General features: G+C 52.6%; 22 protein-coding genes. 8 read left to right on the forward strand and 14 right to left on the reverse strand.

Annotated features, from left to right (window positions below):
• The first annotated feature begins 19 nt into the window (after positions 1-19).
• The 3 genes from GL2_RS05025 to epmA all read left to right on the forward strand — a co-directional run bounded on the left by GL2_RS05025 (position 20) and on the right by epmA (position 2,665).
• The gene (locus GL2_RS05025; RefSeq protein WP_143729574.1) at positions 20-814 is read left to right on the forward strand and encodes an aldolase; all 795 of its coding nucleotides are present in this window, start codon (positions 20-22) and stop codon (positions 812-814) included.
• Positions 815-1,083: 269 nt separating this feature from the next.
• A complete protein-coding gene (gene efp, locus GL2_RS05030) occupies positions 1,084-1,656 on the forward strand; it encodes an elongation factor P (RefSeq protein ID WP_143729575.1) in 573 nt (190 codons plus the stop codon).
• Positions 1,657-1,711: 55 nt separating this feature from the next.
• Positions 1,712-2,665, forward strand: coding sequence for an EF-P lysine aminoacylase EpmA (gene epmA / locus GL2_RS05035; protein ID WP_143729576.1), 954 nt, complete (start codon positions 1,712-1,714; stop codon positions 2,663-2,665).
• Positions 2,666-2,694: 29 nt separating this feature from the next.
• Here the strand turns inward: epmA and GL2_RS05040 are convergent, their stop codons facing one another.
• The 12 genes from GL2_RS05040 to GL2_RS05090 form a co-directional block, all read right to left on the reverse strand.
• Complete coding sequence (locus tag GL2_RS05040) at positions 2,695-3,492, reverse strand: GNAT family N-acetyltransferase (RefSeq protein ID WP_143729577.1); 798 nt, start codon at positions 3,490-3,492, stop codon at positions 2,695-2,697.
• Between the two features lie 82 nt (positions 3,493-3,574).
• The gene (gene cysE / locus GL2_RS05045; RefSeq protein WP_172621064.1) at positions 3,575-4,402 is read right to left on the reverse strand and encodes a serine O-acetyltransferase; all 828 of its coding nucleotides are present in this window, start codon (positions 4,400-4,402) and stop codon (positions 3,575-3,577) included.
• A gap of 1 nt (position 4,403) precedes the next feature.
• On the reverse strand, positions 4,404-5,390 hold the full coding sequence (locus GL2_RS05050) for a serine/threonine protein kinase (protein WP_143729578.1): 987 nt from the start codon (positions 5,388-5,390) through the stop codon (positions 4,404-4,406).
• 170 nt (positions 5,391-5,560) lie between these two features.
• Entirely contained in the window at positions 5,561-6,025 is a 465-nt protein-coding gene (locus GL2_RS05055) for an ankyrin repeat domain-containing protein (RefSeq protein ID WP_143729579.1), read from the reverse strand.
• 54 nt (positions 6,026-6,079) lie between these two features.
• Positions 6,080-7,579 carry a catalase gene (locus GL2_RS05060; protein ID WP_143729580.1) on the reverse strand — a complete coding sequence of 500 codons (1,500 nt, stop codon included), beginning with the start codon at positions 7,577-7,579 and terminating at the stop codon, positions 6,080-6,082.
• A 146-nt stretch (positions 7,580-7,725) separates the two neighbouring features.
• Positions 7,726-8,118 carry a DUF6632 domain-containing protein gene (locus GL2_RS05065; protein WP_143729581.1) on the reverse strand — a complete coding sequence of 131 codons (393 nt, stop codon included), beginning with the start codon at positions 8,116-8,118 and terminating at the stop codon, positions 7,726-7,728.
• A 39-nt stretch (positions 8,119-8,157) separates the two neighbouring features.
• A complete protein-coding gene (locus GL2_RS05070; RefSeq protein WP_143729582.1) occupies positions 8,158-8,535 on the reverse strand; it encodes a VOC family protein in 378 nt (125 codons plus the stop codon).
• A 155-nt stretch (positions 8,536-8,690) separates the two neighbouring features.
• The gene (locus tag GL2_RS05075; RefSeq protein WP_232053769.1) at positions 8,691-8,969 is read right to left on the reverse strand and encodes a hypothetical protein; all 279 of its coding nucleotides are present in this window, start codon (positions 8,967-8,969) and stop codon (positions 8,691-8,693) included.
• 330 nt (positions 8,970-9,299) lie between these two features.
• The gene (gene acs / locus GL2_RS05080) at positions 9,300-11,237 is read right to left on the reverse strand and encodes an acetate--CoA ligase (RefSeq protein WP_143732797.1); all 1,938 of its coding nucleotides are present in this window, start codon (positions 11,235-11,237) and stop codon (positions 9,300-9,302) included.
• Positions 11,238-11,556: 319 nt separating this feature from the next.
• The gene (locus GL2_RS21835; RefSeq protein ID WP_232053770.1) at positions 11,557-11,670 is read right to left on the reverse strand and encodes a hypothetical protein; all 114 of its coding nucleotides are present in this window, start codon (positions 11,668-11,670) and stop codon (positions 11,557-11,559) included.
• Between the two features lie 48 nt (positions 11,671-11,718).
• A complete protein-coding gene (locus GL2_RS22105; protein ID WP_255505831.1) occupies positions 11,719-11,847 on the reverse strand; it encodes a hypothetical protein in 129 nt (42 codons plus the stop codon).
• A 56-nt stretch (positions 11,848-11,903) separates the two neighbouring features.
• Positions 11,904-12,389 carry a DUF523 domain-containing protein gene (locus tag GL2_RS05090; protein WP_143729583.1) on the reverse strand — a complete coding sequence of 162 codons (486 nt, stop codon included), beginning with the start codon at positions 12,387-12,389 and terminating at the stop codon, positions 11,904-11,906.
• A 178-nt stretch (positions 12,390-12,567) separates the two neighbouring features.
• Here GL2_RS05090 and GL2_RS05095 point away from each other — a divergent pair, with 178 nt between their 5' ends.
• On the forward strand, positions 12,568-13,485 hold the full coding sequence (locus GL2_RS05095; protein ID WP_143729584.1) for a polysaccharide deacetylase family protein: 918 nt from the start codon (positions 12,568-12,570) through the stop codon (positions 13,483-13,485).
• A 124-nt stretch (positions 13,486-13,609) separates the two neighbouring features.
• Here GL2_RS05095 and panD read toward each other — a convergent pair whose 3' ends face one another.
• Entirely contained in the window at positions 13,610-13,996 is a 387-nt protein-coding gene (gene panD, locus GL2_RS05100; protein WP_143729585.1) for an aspartate 1-decarboxylase, read from the reverse strand.
• Between the two features lie 14 nt (positions 13,997-14,010).
• Positions 14,011-14,859, reverse strand: a complete 849-nt coding sequence (gene panC, locus GL2_RS05105) for a pantoate--beta-alanine ligase (RefSeq protein ID WP_143729586.1) — start codon at positions 14,857-14,859, stop codon at positions 14,011-14,013.
• 301 nt (positions 14,860-15,160) lie between these two features.
• Here panC and GL2_RS05110 point away from each other — a divergent pair, with 301 nt between their 5' ends.
• The 4 genes from GL2_RS05110 (at position 15,161) to GL2_RS05120 (ending at position 19,281) form a co-directional block, all read left to right on the forward strand.
• Positions 15,161-15,865, forward strand: coding sequence for a DUF6515 family protein (locus GL2_RS05110; protein WP_143729587.1), 705 nt, complete (start codon positions 15,161-15,163; stop codon positions 15,863-15,865).
• Between the two features lie 243 nt (positions 15,866-16,108).
• Positions 16,109-16,804 (forward strand): hypothetical protein, encoded by a 696-nt coding sequence (locus tag GL2_RS22305; protein WP_370452115.1) that lies wholly within the window; start codon positions 16,109-16,111, stop codon positions 16,802-16,804.
• The gene (speA, locus tag GL2_RS22310; RefSeq protein WP_370452148.1) at positions 16,786-18,030 is read left to right on the forward strand and encodes a biosynthetic arginine decarboxylase; all 1,245 of its coding nucleotides are present in this window, start codon (positions 16,786-16,788) and stop codon (positions 18,028-18,030) included. Before GL2_RS22305 ends, speA begins: the two co-directional genes overlap by 19 nt.
• A gap of 57 nt (positions 18,031-18,087) precedes the next feature.
• Positions 18,088-19,281 carry a saccharopine dehydrogenase family protein gene (locus tag GL2_RS05120; protein WP_143729588.1) on the forward strand — a complete coding sequence of 398 codons (1,194 nt, stop codon included), beginning with the start codon at positions 18,088-18,090 and terminating at the stop codon, positions 19,279-19,281.
• Positions 19,282-19,296 lie beyond the last annotated feature (15 nt).

The raw sequence follows: 19,296 nt of genomic DNA on the forward strand, positions 1-19,296 counted from the left end.
GCCAGCATTGGAGTACAACATGGCTGAAACACTATCGATGAAAAAGGGCGAGCTGATTAAGCAAGCCAGTGAATCCATGAAACAACACTTGGGCGCGCCAAATTGGTCCCTGCGGGAAAAGCTGGCATTGACCTGTCGTATTTTATTTTCCCACGGCCACGATTCTGGCTTGGCCGGTCAGATTACTGCCCGCGCGGAACAAAACGGCAATTATTACACCCAGCGCCTGGGTCTCGGTTTTGATGAAATAACCGCATCGAACCTGCTGGAAGTCAACGAGGACCTGGAGGTCCTGTCCGGCGACGGCATGGCCAACCCCGCTAACCGTTTCCACACCTGGATTTACCGCGCACGTCCGGATGTCCAGTGCATTGTACATACTCACCCGATCCATATCTCCGCACTCTCCATGCTTGAGCGCCCCCTGAAAATCTCTCACATGGATGCCTGTATGCTGTACGACGATATCGCCTTCCTCAAAGAGTGGCCCGGCGTACCTGTAGGCAACAGCGAGGGCGAAATTATTGCCGAAGCGATCGGTGACAAACGCGCTATCCTGCTCGCACATCACGGCCTGATCATTGCATGCCGCTCGGTGGAGGAAGCTTGCTCCATGGCCCTGCAGTGTGAGCGCGCCGCCCAGCTGCAGATGCTGGCGGAGTCCGCGGGCTCTATTCAGGACATAGCCCCAGAGCTGGGCCGTGAAGCTCACGACTGGATACTGCAAGAGAAACGCAGCCAAGCCACCTTTGCCTATTACGCCAGACGCCTGCTGCGGCAATTCGCTAACACCACTGATAACCCCTTAAGCTAATCGCAACACCAGTCCGTGAGCCCTGAGATTCACGGACTGTTTCAAAATCTTCCAGTAGCGTATTCGCAGCGCTTCGTTCAAAGCGCCCCCCTCCTGTATAATCTCGCACCATCTTTTCAGGGCCACCGGTGAAATCTTTGCACCGTGGCCAAACGAGTCGCCTGCGGCTACCAGATTCGGCGGCAGCTAACGGAACTCCCGGGGCCGAACGGGAAGAAAAACTCGTTAAAAATCATATAGATAAATGAATTATAAGGGCTCTAATTGCTATGGCTAATTACTCCACCAACGAATTTAAGGGCGGCCTCAAGGTAATGCTGGATGGCGACCCCTGCTCTATCGTGGAAAACGAGTTCGTAAAACCTGGTAAGGGTCAGGCGTTTAACCGCGTGAAACTGCGTAACCTGAAGACCGGTCGTGTTTGGGAACGTACTTTCCGTTCCGGTGAAAGCCTGGAAGCTGCAGACGTAATGGACCGCGAAATGGAGTATCTCTATAACGATGGAGAATTCTACCATTTCATGGAGCCGGAAACTTTTGAACAGCACCAGGCCAGCTCCGATGCCGTCGGTGATGCTTCCAAGTGGCTGAAGGAACAGGATATCTGCACCATTACTTTGTATAACGGTGCCCCCTTGGCAGTCACCCCGCCCAACCACGTGATTCTGGAAATCACTGACACTGATCCGGGGCTGCGCGGCGATACCGCCCAAGGCGGCACCAAGCCCGCTACCCTGGTTACGGGCGCCGTGGTTAAGGTGCCCCTGTTCCTGGAAATCGGCGAGACTATCAAAGTAGATACGCGCACCGGTGAATACCTGGGCCGCGCCAAAGAAGACTGATTTCGACTTTTCCCAGTGGGCGGTCTGATGGCCGCCCAACGCCTGAGCAACTCCCATGACCGCTGACTTCTGGCGTCCCAGCGCCACTATTGATGCCCTGCGCCAGCGCGCTGCGCTTTTGGCGGAAATCCGCCAATTTTTCGCCCATCGCCAGGTACTGGAAACAGAAGTACCGGCCCTCTCGCGTCGTGCCACCGTTGATCCACATATCGACTCCATCACCGTCCAATGCAGTGGCGCTCCAGCCTATCTAGCCACCAGCCCGGAGTTTGCTCTGAAACGCCTGCTGGCCGCCGGTATCGGCGACTGCTACTACCTGGGGAAAGCCTTCCGCCAGGGTGAGGCAGGTACCCGCCACAACCCTGAATTCACCATGCTGGAATGGTATCGCTGCGGCTGGGACGACCGCCTCCTGATGGATGAGGTAGCGGAGTTACTCAGCCAAACACTGGGTATTTCCCAGGTGCAATCTCTCAGTTATCGCACCCTGTTTCTGCGCGAGCTACAGCTGGACCCACACAGTGCCAGTGACAAGGAGCTGGCAGCCTGTGTAGAGCGGGAAATAGAGTTATCCTTCACCCCGGGTGATCGCAGTGAATCCCTCGACCTGTTAATGAGCCACCGCCTGGAGCCTGCCATGGGCAAGGGCATTACCCTGCTTTATGACTTTCCCGCAGACCAGGCGGCACTCGCCAAAATAATTCCCGATGAGCAGGGCACACCCGTAGCACGACGCTTTGAGGCCTATGTAGGTGGGCTGGAACTCGCCAACGGCTATTGGGAGTTGACTGATAGTACCGAGCAGTTGCGTCGCTTTGAGGCGGACTTAACCTACCGGCAAAATCACCAACGCTGCACTTACCCGTTCGAAGAGCGCCTGGTTTCGGCACTGCAGGCGGGGATGCCAGAATGCGCAGGTGTTGCCTTGGGAGTGGATCGCTTGCTGATGCTGGCGGGAGGCCATCGTTCTATACAGGATGTGATCGCATTCCCCATGGAACGCGCCTGAACATCCTAAACACTATTACTGAAGTAAATCTAGGGTGAGTAAACATAGCGCGCCACTTCGCCCACGGCGTAAAAACCGCAACTCAGCGGCAGCTGCTGTTTATCTGCCGGCGCCAGCGCCACCAGGCTGCGGTGGTGGCTGGCCAGAGCCTGCTTCAGCAGGTGACGGAAAAGCGCGCGCCCAATACCCCTGCCCCGATAACCCTCCAAGGTAAGCAGGTCATACAGGCCCAGTGCATCAGCAGAAGCAAACAAGCAGCCTCCCGCCACCGGAGTATCCTCCAAGCGAGCCAGAAAAAACCGGAGCCGTGCACGCTTTTGTTCGGGAATCTCCGCCAGTGCCTGATAAAATTTCTTCAGCTGTGCACCCTCCTGGGCAGAGCCACACCCCGCGGCCTGTACCTCTGCATAGATAGGCAAATCCTCTTTTTTTACAGAAGAAAACACCAGCTTGTCACCCTCTTCTTCCGCAGCAGCATCCGGGGTGAGGCGCTGTATCTCTGCAGCCATAGCCACTTGTGACTGCTTTCGCTGCAAACCCAGTTCGGACAACGCCCTGTCATCCAAGGGTTTGGTGGCACTGTGCCAAAGGGTGAAAGGGCTGTGGCGCTCGGCAAAATAGTCCAGCACAAATCGCTGCAATATTCGCGGCGGCATTACCGAATTGGAGACAGCCTGATTCAGACTCCCCGACAAAAAACCGCTATCGCTGCGCACAATACCGGTGATTTCTTTGGTGTGATTGGAATTGAGTAAACCCGCACAGTAGCTGGCGTGGGTCTCAAGATTTCGACAGACGAGGTTTTTGGCGCTGAGACTGTATTTCATGGGTACAAGGATAGTTCCATTTATCCGCTTCCCTCAGATAGGAATCACCCCGTTGCCATTGAAGCAAACGGGGTCACAATCACTACTTCTCCACTTGCGAAAGAGCACACTGGTCCATGGACATGGCCGGCTGCGCACAGGTCGCAGGCCCCTGTACCCTGGCCGGCACCCCAGCCACAAGGGTCTTCTCCGGCACCGGTTTGAGCACCACACTGCCAGAGGCCACCTGGGCGCATTCACCCACTTCAATATTGCCAAGCACCTTACTGCCAGCACCGATCAGGACACCACAGCGAATTTTCGGATGGCGGTCGCCACTTTCTTTTCCGGTGCCCCCCAGGGTGACCGACTGCATGATAGAGACGTTATTCTCCACTACGGCAGTTTCGCCGATTACGATACCAGTGGCATGATCCAGAAGTATGCCTTCTCCGACTTTTGCCGCGGGATGGATATCCACACTAAAGACCACTGATACGCGGTGCTGTAAAAACATTGCCAGTGAGCGGCGCTGTTGTGCCCAAAGCCAGTGCGCCACCCGATGCACCTGCAATGCATGGAACCCCTTAAAATACAAAAAGGGTTCGAACAGGGAGTTGCAAGCGGAATCGCGCAAGTAGGTTGCGTTCAGGTCTGCGCGCGCGGCGTGGCCAATGCTAGGGTCCGCATCCAGGGCCTCGTCAATCACTTCGCGGATAAGCAGCGCTGGTGCCACCGCGTTATCCAGCTTATTGGCCAGATGAAAGCTGAGCGCCGCTTCCATTGAGCTGTGATTGAGGATGGTAGCGTGCAGGAAGCTGGCAAGTATTGGCTCTCTCTCTACTTGCTGCGCCACTTCGGTGCGAATTCTCTCCCACAGCAGATCCGTTTTAATCTCTGCATGAGTGGCATCCACTGCAGGTTTTTCCATGTTAGACCGCTCCCAGTGTCAGAGGTGGTTCCAGTAGCGCCGACTGCTGTTCGCGCAATGCCAATATATGTTCCGCCCAGTAACGGGGGGTATTAAACCAGGGAAATGCCTGGGGGAATGCCGGGTCCTGCCAACGCCGCGCCAACCAGGCGGCATGATGCATCTGGCGCAGGCAGCGCAGCGGTTCCACCAGCTGCAGCTGCTGGGGATCAAAACTATAGAAGGTTTCGTATCCTTCGACTACCGCATCCAGGTAGGCTGTCTGCTCCGCTCGATTACCGGAGATCAACATCCAGATATCCTGGATTGCCGGCCCCATCAGACAGTCATCCAGGTCTACAAACCATGGGGTATCATCACGCCATAAGAAGTTGCCACTGTGGCAGTCACCGTGCAGGCGTACTAGGCCCCAGTCGCGTTCAAACAAAGGGGCGACCTGTTCGATAATATGATCGGTCACCGAGGCGTAAGCCTCGCGGTTCTCTCGCGGTAAAAAGTCGCCATCCAGAATAAATTCGCGACTATCGATCGCAAAGTGCCTCAGGCTCAGGGTCGGGCGGTGGGCGAAAGGTTTGGCGCTGCCAGCCGCATGAATACGCCCCAGCATGGTACCCACCTGCTCCAGATGATCAAAATTATCCAACTCCAGCTGGCGCCCACCGCGGCGAGGAAACAGGGCAAAGCGGAAGCCAGCGGCTTCCTGAAGAGTGCGCCCACCGAATTGCAGCGGCGCAACCACAGGGATCTCCGCCTCGACGAGCTCCAAAGTAAACTGGTGCTCTTCCAATATCTGCTCATCGGTCCAGCGACCAGGGCGGTAAAACTTGGCAATCAGCGGCTCTGCACCTTCAATGCCTACCTGATAAACCCGGTTTTCATAGCTGTTCAAGGGAAATATACGCGCGTCGGAGATCAGCCCACTGCTCTCGACACAGTCAATCACCACATCCGGCGTGAGGGCTTCGTAGGGGTGGTGGTTCTGGGTCATAGCGGATACCAACTGGATTGCAGTTGGCTATGCTAACGCGGTCGCAGGGGCTGGGACAAACACTGATTAAGCACCCGCCTGCCAGTGTGACAGGCCCCACTGAATTCCCCCCTGGAGACTCTTTTGCACCCTGTTGATTACCCTCAGAGACACAAATGACCTATCCCAAGCTAATTGTGCTGCAGCTCTAGTAACTGCACCACCCGCTCGCGCCCAAACACCTTGGCGAAATCCGCCGCTGAGTGGCCGGCCTTATTGGTTTGCGCCGTATCGCAGTCCTGCTCAAGCAGGGTACGGGCAATTGCGAACTCCCCACGAAATATTGCCGCCATCAATGCGGTATTGCCACGACGGTCCTCCAAACAGGCATCGGCACCGCGCTGCAAAAGGTAATCTACCGCCGCCCCATTACCGTTATAGGTGGCAATCATCAAAGCCGTATAACCTTTGGAGTTTTTCAAATCCAGGGGGAAGCCTGCCTGGGAGAATTCGCGTAGCACTTCAGCATCACCGACACGAGCTGCGGCAAAATAGTACTGGGAAAGTTCAGCAAAAGCAGAGTCACTAACAGCCGCCGGTTCTTGCGCAGAAGCTCCCGAAACAACAAACAGTATTGTCAGAAAAACATACCTCATGGGTCCACCTCTCGAATAGCTGCGGGCGACAATTGCCGCCCGCTTGACAGGAATTTATCGAGCCAGTTTTTTAACCTGGTTCAGGTCTCCACCCACAGCCTTGGTCAGGCGTTCACCATAATCCTTATCGGCTTGGTAGAAGTAACTCAACATAATGTGCAGCGTATTACTGTCTTGAACCTTACCGAGGTCTCCCGCCAGGTTTTCAACCAGGTTTTGGCGCTCCTCGGGGGCAAGGCTGAGGTAGAAAGATCCCGCCTGAGCAAATGGCAGTTTTTTCTCAATCGCTTTTTGCTGTGTGTTACCGACCAGCGGCTTGCTGCTATAAAGACCTTTGGGGTCTTCACTGCGTGCATCAATACGGCTCGGCTGGTAATTTACATCAGAAGTTTGCCGGCCATTATTACCCGCACCATCCTGATTCCAATTCTGCACTGCGACACCGGGGCGGTTGATTGGCAGCTGTTGATGGTTTGCGCCGAGACGATACATTTGTGTATCTGAGTAAGAAAAAACACGCCCTTGCAACAATCGATCCTCAGACGGCTCGATACCCGGCACTATATTTGCCGGTGCAAAAGCAGACTGCTCTGTTTCCTGGAAAAAATTCTCCGGCACACGATTCAGTGTCATAGTACCAATTTTGCTTTCCTTCACATCCAGCCACATTTTGGTGGCATCCAGTGGATTGTAATTAAAATCATCCAGCTGTGACGGTTTCAGCACTTTGATGTAAAGATCCCACTTGGGGTAGTTCCCTTTCTCAATCGCCGTATACATATCTCGAGTAGCGTGACTGAAATCTCTCGCCTGTATTTCTGCTGCTTCCTCAGCGGTCAGGTTGTTAATACCCTGGCGGGATTTCCAGTGGAATTTAACGTAATTAACATCACCTTTCTCATTGATAAGCTTGTAGGCGTGCACTCCCCAACCATCCATCTGACGCAGATTTGCCGGCGTTCCGTAATCCGAATATACCCAACTCAACATGTGGGTGGCTTCCGGTACATGGCTGAAGAAGTCAAAAAAACGGTTGGGGTCCTGCTGGTTGGTCACAGGCGAGGGTTTTAGTGAGTGGACCATATCCGGAAACTTAATAGCATCGCGAATAAAAAATACCGGTAGGTTATTGCCAACTAAATCCCAGTTTCCCTCACCGGTATAAAATTTAGTGGCAAAACCACGCGGATCACGAAGGGTTTCCGGAGATCCTTTAGAGTGGATAACCGTGGAGAAGCGCACAAACACTGGCGTTTTGCTACCGGGCTTAAAAACCGCTGCGCGAGTCAGGTTACTGATGTCCTCTGTCGGTACAAATTCACCATGGACGCCTGTACCACGAGCATGTACCACTCGCTCAGGAATACGCTCACGAGCAAAGCGTTGTAATTTTTGAATCAGGTGAACATCCTGTAAAAGGTTACCGCCATTTTCCCCGGCAGTCTGTGCATTCTGGTTATCGCCTACCGGTGCACCATTATCTCGAGTGAGTGTCTCTGCATTGGCGATACCTATCAGGCCAATAGTTAATGCAAATAAAGGTATATATTTCATTGATTAGTTCGTCCCTATAGTTGTCTCTATTACATAAACAGAGCTTATAGGGCCGCACAATGAGCGAGAAATTGGACCTTATTATCGTTCTTATAGCGGGGGTTAATCGGGAGCCCCAAAATTATCTACTCCCACTACTTTTATCGCTACTCCTGCTTTTTATCGACATGCTTGGGCATCAAGTACCAGAGTATTGCAGCTACCAAGTAAAGTGCCGGTATATCTCCTACTAAATTTTGACGCTCAGTATGATCGACTATCGCTTGAAATAACATAATGGTTGCATGTACCAGGCTGGACCAAATGGTAAACCAGATAAGGCTGGTATTCGCCGCAGGATTTCTTGCCGCAAGAATCAGAAACACTCCCAAGGTGGCATATAGACCCATTATCATCTGCTCGTATTCCGGTTGCCTCGGAGTCCAGCCCCACCCGGCAGGCCAGATCCACATCATCATCGGATAGATTGCAAAAATAAAAATCAGACCAACAACGACTAGGGCAACAGGAAGGTACTTGGCGCGGGCAATATCATCCATAATAGTCTCCAGGCTTTATCGGTAATTTCTTTCTCTCGGCTAGTCCTGCAGGTCGCCGGGCAGATGGCAGACTACTTCAAGATTATTACCATCGGGATCGAGAACATAGGCAGCATAGTAATCAGGGTGATACTGCTCGTAAACATCGGGAACGCCGTTATCAACGCCTCCAGCCTGTAGCGCGACCCGATGGAAATCACGCACTACTTCGCGCTCTTCTGCACGAAACGCAATATGCAACTGCCCACCTGAGGCATCGCTGCTACTAATCCAGAATTCTGGTTTATCCGCCCAGCCAAAACCAGCCGAGCTATCAAACTCCATTACTAACTCATACCCCAGGGGCGCAAGGGTCTGACGGTAAAAATCACTGCTGCGTGCAAAGTCCTGAACTGGAATTCTGATGTGATCCAACATTGATTAGCTTTCCCTGAAACACAGTGGCAATAGTGACAACCTGCAAGATAGTTCAATGGAGTGAAGTGCGCCATTTACAAGGAAGACCGTGTCGGTTTTTACCGCCTGCGAGACCAGTCAAAGGAATTGGGAAGTCATATCGTGCTGGGCGCCCCTTAGGGGGTGACATACCAATGGTGCAATCCATAGGCCGCCACCCCCATACCAAAGACAAGCTGGCCGGCCAAAAGTACACGAAACGCAAAGGTATACCGGGCCAGGTCCCCCCTGCGGATAGCATCATTGGAAAAAATCCGCGCCTCTTCGGGATAGTCCTGCTCCAGAGTCTTGAGAGCTGGCACTGCGAGCTTGAGCAGCTGCCGACTGCGGATATCCATCAACCAGAAAACTGTGACCAGAATCACCACAAAGCCTCCGAGCAGGGCAAGGATCAAGGGATGGAAATCTTTCTCTACTGCGGTAAAGATCCCCCCTCAACAAACATGGTCAAGATCACAAAAAAATTAAACACCTTAAGTCGCTGATCTGCGGCAAAACGATAATGCTCACAAAGATACTGTCCCTGCTCCAAACGGATTCTCCTTTACTACATTAAGTAACCGGGTATACTCAGGTTTTTTTCAAGCTGCCAATTTACTGAAAAACAGCTAGTTATTAAACGGCTATATTTCTGCCTGTAAAAAAGCCGGGTATAACCCGGCTTTTTCTTTACACCGCCACACATTTTTACAATGTCATATAAATGTTGATACAAAAAACTCTTATCAACGACTCTCGCGATGCTCTACCAGCTCTTCAACCACCGACGGATCCGCAAGTGTTGAGATATCGCCCAGATTATCCAGCTCGTTACAGGCAATCTTGCGCAGGATACGACGCATGATCTTACCTGAGCGGGTTTTCGGTAATCCCGGTGCCCACTGGATAAAGTCAGGTTTGGCGATAGGTCCTATTTCCTTGGTGCATAAGTCGATTAACTCCTGGCGCAGGGCATCACTCGGCTGATGCCCTGCCTTTAAAGTAACAAAGGCATATATACCCTGTCCTTTTATCTCATGCGGATAACCAACCACAGCAGCCTCTGCTGTATCGTCATGCAGTACCAGAGCACTCTCAATTTCTGCGGTGCCAAGGCGATGGCCAGAGACATTTAGAACATCATCTATGCGGCCGGTAATCCAGTAGTAGCCATCCGCATCTCTCCGCGCACCATCGCCGGTAAAGTAATAACCGGGAAACATGGAGAAATAAGTATCGAGCATGCGCTGGCGATCTCCATAAACACCACGAATCATCGACGGCCAACTTCTCTTAATGACCAAAGAGCCTTCACCTACCCCCTCAATCTCTTTACCCTCCCCATCCAACAAGGCCGGCTGAACGCCGAAGAATGGTTTGGCGGCGGAGCCCGGCTTGAGTGCCATAACGCCGGGCAGAGGTGCAATCATGTGAGAGCCTGTTTCCGTCTGCCACCAGGTATCCACAATGGGGCAGCGTTCTTCTCCAACCACTTTGTAATACCACTCCCAGGCCTCTGGATTAATCGGCTCACCCACAGTGCCCAGTAAGCGTAAAGAGCTGCGCTCGGTGCTCTTTACAAATTCATCCCCCGCACCCATTAATGCACGAATCGCGGTTGGTGCCGTATAGAAGCTGTTGACCTTATGCTTATCCACAACCTGCCAGAAGCGTGAGGCATCTGGATAAGTGGGCACCCCCTCAAACATCAGACTGGTGCCGCCGGCACAAAGAGGCCCGTAGACAATATAACTATGCCCTGTAATCCAGCCGACATCGGCAGTACACCAGAAGACCTCCCCCTCCTTGTAATCAAACACATACTTGAAAGTCATGGTGGCCATTAACAGGTAGCCCGCAGTATTGTGCAGCACCCCTTTAGGCTTGCCGGTGGAACCGGAGGTATACAAAATAAAGAGCGGATCTTCAGCACTGACGACTTCCGGTGAACACTCACTATCCATTTCGGCAACAGATTCGGCATACCAGATATCGCGCTTGCTGTCCCAGTCCACCGGAGCGCCGGTATGCTTCACAACAATCGCAGTGTGCACATTGGGACATTCCGCTAGAGCAAGATCGACATTAGCTTTGAGGGGAATGCGCTTACCACCGCGAACCGCCTCATCGGCCGTAATTACCAGACGACAATCAGAATCCAGAATCCGATCCTTCAGAGAGATTGGCGAGAAACCACCAAACACGACAGAGTGCACCGCACCGATACGGGCACAAGCAAGCATCGCAAAGGCTGCCTCTGGGATCATAGGCATATAGATACAGACCCTATCCCCCTTTTTCACACCCCTGGATTTCAGTAGGTTGGCCAGCCGGCACACATGATCATGAAGATTTTGGTAACTGATCGTCCTGCTATCCGCCGGATCATCTCCCTCCCACAGGATTGCGGTCTGCTCACCGCGGGTTGCCAGATGCCGGTCGATACAGTTTACTGTGACATTCAGCTGGCCATCGGAGAACCAGGCGGTATGACCTTTGTGCAGATCCTCTTCAAGGACTTGGGTAAACGGCTTATTCCACTGTAAAAAGTCCTTGGCCTGCTGTGCCCAAAATGCCTCTGGGCTCTCCACCGATTGGCGGTACATCCTTTCATAATCTTCCTCGCCAATAAGGGCGTTGGCGGCAAAGCTGGAGGGAACCGGACGGGTATGTACTTCAGACATCATCTTCTCCTTTATTATTAGCGCGGCTTGGCTAGCCTAGAGAAACCTGAATTTATAATTCTACTCCTACCACTTTATAACACAGCAGCTGCAAAACAATCTCCTGATCACATAGAGATAACAAATGAGTTTGGAGTAAAGACTATTCCAATCTTATTGAGGGGAGCTACCGCAAAGAAAGTTAAGCAACGGAAGAAGGTTGATTAGCAGCTCAACCATTTATAGCATGATCTTTCAGGAATCCATTAGATCCAGGTATCATTCTCAGCAGTTAACTCTCCACCCGCACCGCCCGTATTAACAACGCCCTCGGGCTCAATCAGCAGAATTTACACTCCCGTTCAGCCCTGGGCTTGTGTTCTACCCCTTTTGGCACCACAGTCATCTCACCAGACCCCAGAGAAACAACACTATCGCGGAATTCAATCTCCATATCTCCAGAGATTACAATAAATACCTCATCGGTATCGGGGTGATCATGCTAGGTAAATTCACCCTGAATCTTTACCAGCTTAAACTGGTAATCATTCATCTTCGCAATCACCCTGGGAGACCAATGCCGTGAAAACATATCCAGCTTTTCTTTGAAATTGATAAATTTAGTGTTCACTTATTTACACCAACTTTTATTCGCGTGAATTTATTTAATCTGAAAACTCAGACCGGCTATGAAATACCAATTAATTCCCTAAGTCTACCTACGTTATATTGACTAAACACTTGTATACCCGCTTGTTCAAGAAAAGCCGATACAACACCGGCACCGACTTTTTTGTTTCCGGAAAATCTGCCATCGTAAATAAAACCACTACCACAAGAAGGGCTGTTTTCCGTAAGCACTGCATATCGGATATTGTGCTGACGGCATAGTTGCAGTGCCATTTTAGCCCCCGACAAAAAAAATTCAGTCATATCCGCCCTATCACTTCCAATAACTCTGGCAGTACCCGCTAAAACCTCAGTCCCGCTCCCGCTGTAAATCTCTGCCGGCACCCTCGGGACAGGCAGCCCCGCTGCAACTTCCGGGCAGAGAGAAACTATCTCCTGGCTATCCACCAGCCAATTGAAATCAATGCTATTAACCTCAACAGCGCTGCCGTTGTAACGCACCGCGCTGCCTAGAAGGCAGGCACTTACTAATATTTTGGCCATATACACCTACCACTAATTTGGACACAATAGGAAAACAAGTTCGAAGCCACTAAGTTTCAAGTCAACCAGCGATACTGCTTGCCAGGCAAGCGAATTTAGCCAGCATGCCGGATTGGCAGGACAGATTATCCCAGGCTTTTCGAACGGCACGCTAATAAACTTATAAGGGACAAAAACAATGCAGCGTTCAATCTTGCTTTTGATTATCTGCCTGATAACAATCCCGGTGGTTAACGCCAAGCAACTGGCAATTACATTCGATGATGCTCCTCGTACCGCGAACGGCTACTTTGATGGCCAAACCCGAGCCAAAACACTGATAGAAACACTGGAAAAACATAAAATTGGCAAAGTCGCCTTCTTTTCCAACACCCAGTCTCTGAATCAGGAAGGATTGGACAGGATGCGCCTCTACGACAAGGCCGGACATCTTATTGGCAACCATACGCACAGCCATCCAAATTTTCTGAATACAGATCTGCCCACATATCGAGATGACTTCCTACAGGCCCACCGGTTACTCCAACAGTTTGACAACTTCAAACCCTATTTTCGCTTTCCCTATCTGCGCGAAGGAGAAACTGTCGAAAAGCGGGATGGCATGAGAAACCTGCTGCGGGAAAATAAGTACAAGAATGCCTATATCACTTTAAATAATTACGACTGGTATATCGAAGAACTCTTCCAGACGGCAGTGAAAGACGGAAAGTCGGTAAATCTTCAAAAGCTCTCCAAAATGTATGTCGATGTGTTGATGGAGAGTATTAAGTACTATGACGAGGTGGCAATTAAACATCTTGGGCGCTCGCCCAAGCACGTACTTCTGCTGCACGAGATGGATATCTCTGCACTGTTTATCGGCGACCTGGCCCAGCGGCTAAGACGGGAAGGCTGGGATGTCATTCCTTTGGAGGAGGCCTATAAGGATCCGATTGCTGAATACCAACTCACCCAACCGATCAAATATAACCCCGGTAGAATTGGCGAGATCGCCTTTGATAAGGGACAAAAGAAAGGACTCTGGCACTACACTCTGGATGAGTCCTACCTGGAAAAAAGATTCCAGCAGGAAGTATTATTGCTATCGGATCGCTGAGTAATGCTAGACACTGTCAGACCCGCTGCCGAGAGGTTTAGACTCAAGGGAAGTTGGGGTCCGCTTAGCTGCAAACAAGAAGGGAATGAATGCTACAGGGCCGTACAGCCCCGTAGCCGGGAAATTACGCCTCAGCCAGCTGCACCGGAATCGTATTAGTGCTGCGCTCTACCTTGTTGTTCTCATCCAGGTAAACCAACTTTGGCTTGTGGCTATCAGCCTGCTCCTCAGCCACCTGGGCATAGGAGGCAATAATAACGCGATCGCCAACCTGGACTCTGCGGGCAGCGGCACCGTTCATAGAAATAATGCCTGAACCGCGCTCGGCCAGGATCACATAGGTGTGAAAACGCTCGCCGTTGCTCACATTGTAAATATCAATTTTCTCGAATTCGCGCAGGCCTGCCAGTTCTACCAGATCCTCATCAATTGCACAGGAACCGTCATACCAGAGTTCAGCCTGGGTCACCGCGGCCATATGCAGTTTGCATTTCAACATTTCAATTTGCATGGTTGGATGCCCCCTCAAAGTTCCAGGGATACGTTGTCGATCAGTCGCGCGGCACTGGTGTACATCGCTCCCAGAATCGTAATTTGTTTATCGTCGTCTGCCGCCGGCTGTAAATCCTTGCTGTAACAGATGGAGAAGTAGTCAACCCGAAAACCTTGTTCTTCAATTCGGCTGCGCGCTTCTTTTTCCAGCTCAGCAAAGTCCCGGCACCCCACTACAATCTCATCTTTGACCCAGTTCAATGACTGGTTCAGCACAGCTACCTTGGGGCGCTCTTCCGCGGTGATGTAGCCATTGCGGGAGCTCATTGCCAAACCATCCACCTCGCGATGTACCGGTGCCGCAACAATTTCCACAGGAATACACAAGTCTTCCACCATACGGCGAATAATCGCCAATTGTTGGAAATCCTTGATGCCAAATATGGCTTTGTCCGGCTGCACGATATTGAACAGTTTGGATACTACCGTAGTCACCCCTTCAAAGTGACCTGGGCGACTTGCGCCACACAGCACATCGGTCATAGCGGGACACACTACGCGGGTCTGCTGGTCCATACCGTTGGGGTAGATTTCATTCTCATCCGGATGAAACAGGAAATCACACTCGGCATCGCGCAACCTGGCCATATCCCGCTCCGTAGTGCGCGGATAGGTATCCCAGTCCTCGTTCAATCCAAATTGCAAGCGGTTGACGAAGATAGATACCACAACAAGATCGCAGTGTTGCTGGGCAATCCTGACCAGCTCGATATGGGCATCGTGCAAATTGCCCATCGTAGGCACGAATCCGACGGACTTGCCGTCCCTGCGGGCCTCGGCCAAAGCCTCGCGCAGGCTTGCTACGTGGTGGAAGACTTGCATCGCTCTACCGCTCACTATGAATCAGCGCGGCATCATACTCGCTGCGACCGGGTGTCTCAACAAGGCAAAATTGCCACTATCTCGGGGGATTCCCCGAGTGTACATCCCAAAGCACCTCCAGGGCGAAACATCACAAGCTGGATTTCCGGTCACACGGCTTTTAGCGCCCCTCTCTGCTCTCCGTATAGGAATGAATCCAGTTCAGGAAGTGTTCAGACCCGCCAAGGCAAACTGCACGCCAAGATTCACAAAAGACCTCAAACGACATAAAAGAGCCACCCAGGCTCAGGAGTGTGCAGCCATGAGACACCTCGCTACCGCCATCGCCACTATGGGCCTGCTGTTGATAGCAGCCCCCGCGCTGTCTGAAGTCCACCGAGGACACCAGCGTGCAATGGACCACGATTACCACGGGCAGGGAAGAGCTCAGCGCGAGCAACGCCATTTTAAGCGCAGCCACGACAGGCACCATGAGAAAAAGCACCACAACCGCCAGCAAGAAAAGAAACGCCGCAGGCAGGAGCGCAAGAAAGAGCAGCGCAGGGAAGAGCGCCAACATCGCCGCGAAGTTCGCCACGCTTATAAAGACGGTTACAACCGAGGCTACAAAAAGGGGCATAGAAAAGGCCACAGAAAGGGCCATCGCCATGCGCACCGCGCCGCCCACAGGCCCCACTACCGTCACGGCCACCACGGGCATCGCCCCCATCACCGTCCAGCACACTATGGTTACGGGTATCGTTGGCGCCACCTGCCACACAACTTCATCAGTCTTAGCATTGGCGCAGCGGGTTTTTACTACAGCGACGGCATCTTTTACCGCCCGGCATCTCACGGTTATGTAGTCACCCACGCCCCCCATGGAGCCATAATACACAGCCTGCCAGCCTCCGCTCTCACCGTAGTGGTAGGAGGACACAATTACTATGTGGCGTACGATACTTACTACCTCTGGGACGACGTAAGACGCGGTTACCGGGTAGTACCCAAACCCGGGTTGCTCTAACTTCAATACCATCCCCCCACTCCTGCGGCCTTCGGGCCGCCTTTTTTGCTTTGCCTCTCCCGATATTCACCAAATTTGAACAAAACTTCGACATTGTCGCCAGGCGCAAATAGCCCGCTGATAAACCGAATGAAAATTTAGTTTTATGCCGGTAAAAAATAGCGTTTTTTTATCTATAGTTATTGCTTTCCAGCCCTACTGGGCCCAAGATTCGCGCCCGCCAAATATCAACAGAAAGGCGCCATGAAAAAGCAACAAGTTAAAGATTGGACTTGCGAAGATTCGGCCGAACTCTACGGCATCCGCAACTGGGGCGCCGGCTATTTTGATTTAAACGAAAGCGGTGAAATCTCACTCAGGGTTGATGGCCCCAACGGGGACTCCCATAACGTCTCCCTGATGGAGATTGCCCGCGGTGCCACCGAGCGCGGCTTGGGCATGCCACTGTTATTACGCATCGAAAACCTACTTGATGCGCAAATTGCCCGTATCAACGAATCCTTTGCCCGCGCCATCGATGACTGTGGCTATGGCAATGTGTTTCGTGGTGTCTTCCCGATCAAGGTCAACCAGCAGTGCCAGGTGATTGAGGAAATTGCCAGTGCCGGCCGACGCTTCAATCACGGCCTCGAAGCCGGCAGCAAGGCGGAACTGATCGCAGCACTCTCCATCCTGGATAACACCGAATCCCTGATCGTCTGCAACGGCTACAAGGACGAAGAATTTATCAACCTCGGCCTTCAGGCTCAGCGCCTGGGTGTGCAAGTTTTTTTCGTAGTGGAAACGCCCTCTGAAGTGGAGACGATTATCCGCTGCGCCGAGCGCGAACAGGTGCGCCCCAATATCGGCGCACGGGTCAAACTCGCCTCCAAGGTGGGGGCTACTGGAACGCCACCAGCGGCGACCGCAGTATCTTCGGCCTGGGCAGTAACGACCTGATCGCAATGGTCGACCAGCTGCGCAACCACGATATGCTCGACTGCCTTAAGCTGCTGCACTACCACCTGGGTTCGCAGGTGCCGAATATCCGCGATATCCGCACCGGTGTGCTGGAAGCCTGTCGCTACTACGCCGACCTGGTGGAGGAAGGCGCCGCTATGGGCTACCTGGATCTGGGCGGTGGCCTGGCAGTGGATTACGACGGTACCAAGACCAACTATACCCACTCCAAGAATTACTCCCTGGACGAGTACTGTGTCGATGTGGTGGAAGCCATTATGGGCACCCTCGACAGCGAGGGCGTCGCGCACCCGGTCATTATCACTGAGTCCGGCCGCGCCACCGTGGCTTATTCCTCGGTGCTACTGTTCGATATCCTCGACACCACCCGCTTTGAACCAGTGGAGCTCGAGCACACCAAGATCAGCGAAGACGATCACCAGATGCTGCTCAACTTGCAGGATGCGGTGCGCAGTATTACCCCCAAGAACCTGCAGGAGAGTTACAACGATGCGCTCTACTATCGCGATGAACTGCGCTCGCTGTACCTGCACGGCCAGGTAAGCCTGCGCGAGCGCGCCAACGCGGAAAACTTATTCCTGCAGGGGGCCCAGGAAATTCGCAAGCTTCTCGATGAAGCGGAGGAGATTCCAGCGGATTTACAGGCATTGCCTGAAGTGCTGTCAGATATCTACTACGCGAATATGAGCGTGTTCCAGTCTGTACCGGATATCTGGGCGATCGACCAGGTATTCCCGCTGCTGCCGATTCACCGTCTCGATGAGGCACCGACCCGCTCCGCCATCATCGCCGACATTACCTGCGACTGCGACGGTAAGATTGATCGTTTTATCGGCCGCGAAAAAGAGCAAAAGACCCTGCCCCTGCACGAATTAAAAGAGGGCGAGGATTATATTCTCGGCACCTTCCTGATTGGCGCCTACCAGGAAACCCTCGGCGATCTGCACAACCTGTTTGGTGATACCAATGTGGTGAGTGTGCGCATCCAGGACGACGGCAGTATCGACTTCAGTCACGAGATTCATGGCGACAGTATTTCCGACGTACTGAGTTACGTAGAATACCAACCCAAAGCGCTGTTTGAGCGGTTTCGCCGCCTGGCAGAACGCGCTGTAAAACAGGGATTAATTACCGCCGCACAGCGCAAGCAGATATTACAAACCTATACCGCCAGTATGAGCGGTTACACCTACTTTGAAAAATAGGGCCCTGCGCCTTTGTGAAGATAGCGGCGAGACAAGCTGCAGATTAAGGAGATCTTTATGGCCAACGTACTGATCATCGGCGCCGGCGGCGTCGGCCAGGTAGTTGCGCACAAGTGCGCCCAGGTTGCGGAAGTGTTTGAAAATATCACCCTCGCCAGCCGCACCAAGAGCAAGTGCGACAAGATTGCAGCCATGCTGCCGCGCAAAATCGACACCGCCGAAGTGGACGCGGACAATGTACCCGAGCTGGTCAAACTGATCGAGAAAGTGAAGCCGGATCTGGTTATTAACGTGGCCCTTCCCTACCAGGACCTACATATCATGGATGCCTGCCTGGAAACCGGTGTGCACTACCTGGATACCGCCAACTACGAACCGCCGGAAGAGGCCAAGTTCGAGTACAAGTGGCAGTGGGCCTATCAGGAGAAGTTTGAAAAAGCCGGTCTGATGGCACTGCTGGGCAGTGGTTTCGATCCCGGCGTGACCAGCGTATTTACCGCCTACGCCAAGAAACACCACTTCGATCGTATCCACACCCTGGATATTCTCGACTGCAATGCAGGCGACCACGGCCTGCCCTTCGCTACCAATTTCAATCCGGAAATTAATATCCGCGAAATCACCGCCAATGGCCGTTACTGGGAAAACGGCCAGTGGGTTACCACCAAACCGATGGAAGAAAAGCGTGTCTTCAACTTCCCCGAAGGTATCGGCGACAAGGATATTTACCTGCTGTATCACGAAGAGCTCGAGTCCCTGTCCAAGCACTTCCCGGAAATTGAGCGCGCACGTTTCTGGATGACCTTCGGCGACAGCTACCTGAAGCACCTGGAAGTACTGCAGAATGTGGGCATGACCGGTATTGAGCCAGTGGAGTTTCAGGGCCAGCAGATTGTACCTATCCAGTTCCTCAAAGAGCTGCTGCCAGACCCCGCCAGCCTGGGCCCGCTGACCAAAGGCAAGACCTGTATAGGTAACATTATCCGCGGCACCAAGGACGGCGAAGAGAAGATCTACTACGTCTACAACACCTGCGACCACCAGGACTGCTACCAGGAAGTGCAGTCCCAGGCGATCTCCTACACCACAGGCGTACCTGCAATGATCGGCGCCAAGATGATGCTGGAAGGCAAGTGGATGAAGCCGGGCGTGTGGAATATGGAGCAAATGGACCCGGATCCCTTTATGGACGACCTGAATAAGTACGGCCTGCCCTGGCAGGAAACCTGGTTGGACAAGCCCTTCCGGTAATACTGTACTTTTTGC

This window comes from Microbulbifer sp. GL-2 (assembly GCF_007183175.1).
Lineage (GTDB): Bacteria > Pseudomonadota > Gammaproteobacteria > Pseudomonadales > Cellvibrionaceae > Microbulbifer.

Excerpts from the sequence above, each read along its gene's own strand:
- GL2_RS05120 (WP_143729588.1), top strand. The coding sequence starts at position 18,088 with ATGGCCAACGTACTGATCATCGGCGCCGGCGGCGTCGGCCAGGTAGTT.
- panD (WP_143729585.1), bottom strand. The coding sequence starts at position 13,996 with ATGCAAATTGAAATGTTGAAATGCAAACTGCATATGGCCGCGGTGACC.
- efp (WP_143729575.1), top strand. The coding sequence starts at position 1,084 with ATGGCTAATTACTCCACCAACGAATTTAAGGGCGGCCTCAAGGTAATG.
- GL2_RS21835 (WP_232053770.1), bottom strand. The coding sequence starts at position 11,670 with ATGGAGATTGAATTCCGCGATAGTGTTGTTTCTCTGGGGTCTGGTGAG.
- GL2_RS05060 (WP_143729580.1), bottom strand. The coding sequence starts at position 7,579 with ATGAAATATATACCTTTATTTGCATTAACTATTGGCCTGATAGGTATC.
- GL2_RS05065 (WP_143729581.1), bottom strand. The coding sequence starts at position 8,118 with ATGGATGATATTGCCCGCGCCAAGTACCTTCCTGTTGCCCTAGTCGTT.
- panC (WP_143729586.1), bottom strand. The coding sequence starts at position 14,859 with ATGCAAGTCTTCCACCACGTAGCAAGCCTGCGCGAGGCTTTGGCCGAG.
- acs (WP_143732797.1), bottom strand. The coding sequence starts at position 11,237 with ATGTCTGAAGTACATACCCGTCCGGTTCCCTCCAGCTTTGCCGCCAAC.
- GL2_RS05090 (WP_143729583.1), bottom strand. The coding sequence starts at position 12,389 with ATGGCCAAAATATTAGTAAGTGCCTGCCTTCTAGGCAGCGCGGTGCGT.
- GL2_RS05055 (WP_143729579.1), bottom strand. The coding sequence starts at position 6,025 with ATGAGGTATGTTTTTCTGACAATACTGTTTGTTGTTTCGGGAGCTTCT.
- GL2_RS22305 (WP_370452115.1), top strand. The coding sequence starts at position 16,109 with ATGAAAAAGCAACAAGTTAAAGATTGGACTTGCGAAGATTCGGCCGAA.
- GL2_RS05095 (WP_143729584.1), top strand. The coding sequence starts at position 12,568 with ATGCAGCGTTCAATCTTGCTTTTGATTATCTGCCTGATAACAATCCCG.
- GL2_RS05050 (WP_143729578.1), bottom strand. The coding sequence starts at position 5,390 with ATGACCCAGAACCACCACCCCTACGAAGCCCTCACGCCGGATGTGGTG.
- GL2_RS05110 (WP_143729587.1), top strand. The coding sequence starts at position 15,161 with ATGAGACACCTCGCTACCGCCATCGCCACTATGGGCCTGCTGTTGATA.
- cysE (WP_172621064.1), bottom strand. The coding sequence starts at position 4,402 with ATGGAAAAACCTGCAGTGGATGCCACTCATGCAGAGATTAAAACGGAT.
- epmA (WP_143729576.1), top strand. The coding sequence starts at position 1,712 with ATGACCGCTGACTTCTGGCGTCCCAGCGCCACTATTGATGCCCTGCGC.
- GL2_RS05040 (WP_143729577.1), bottom strand. The coding sequence starts at position 3,492 with ATGAAATACAGTCTCAGCGCCAAAAACCTCGTCTGTCGAAATCTTGAG.
- GL2_RS05025 (WP_143729574.1), top strand. The coding sequence starts at position 20 with ATGGCTGAAACACTATCGATGAAAAAGGGCGAGCTGATTAAGCAAGCC.
- GL2_RS05070 (WP_143729582.1), bottom strand. The coding sequence starts at position 8,535 with ATGTTGGATCACATCAGAATTCCAGTTCAGGACTTTGCACGCAGCAGT.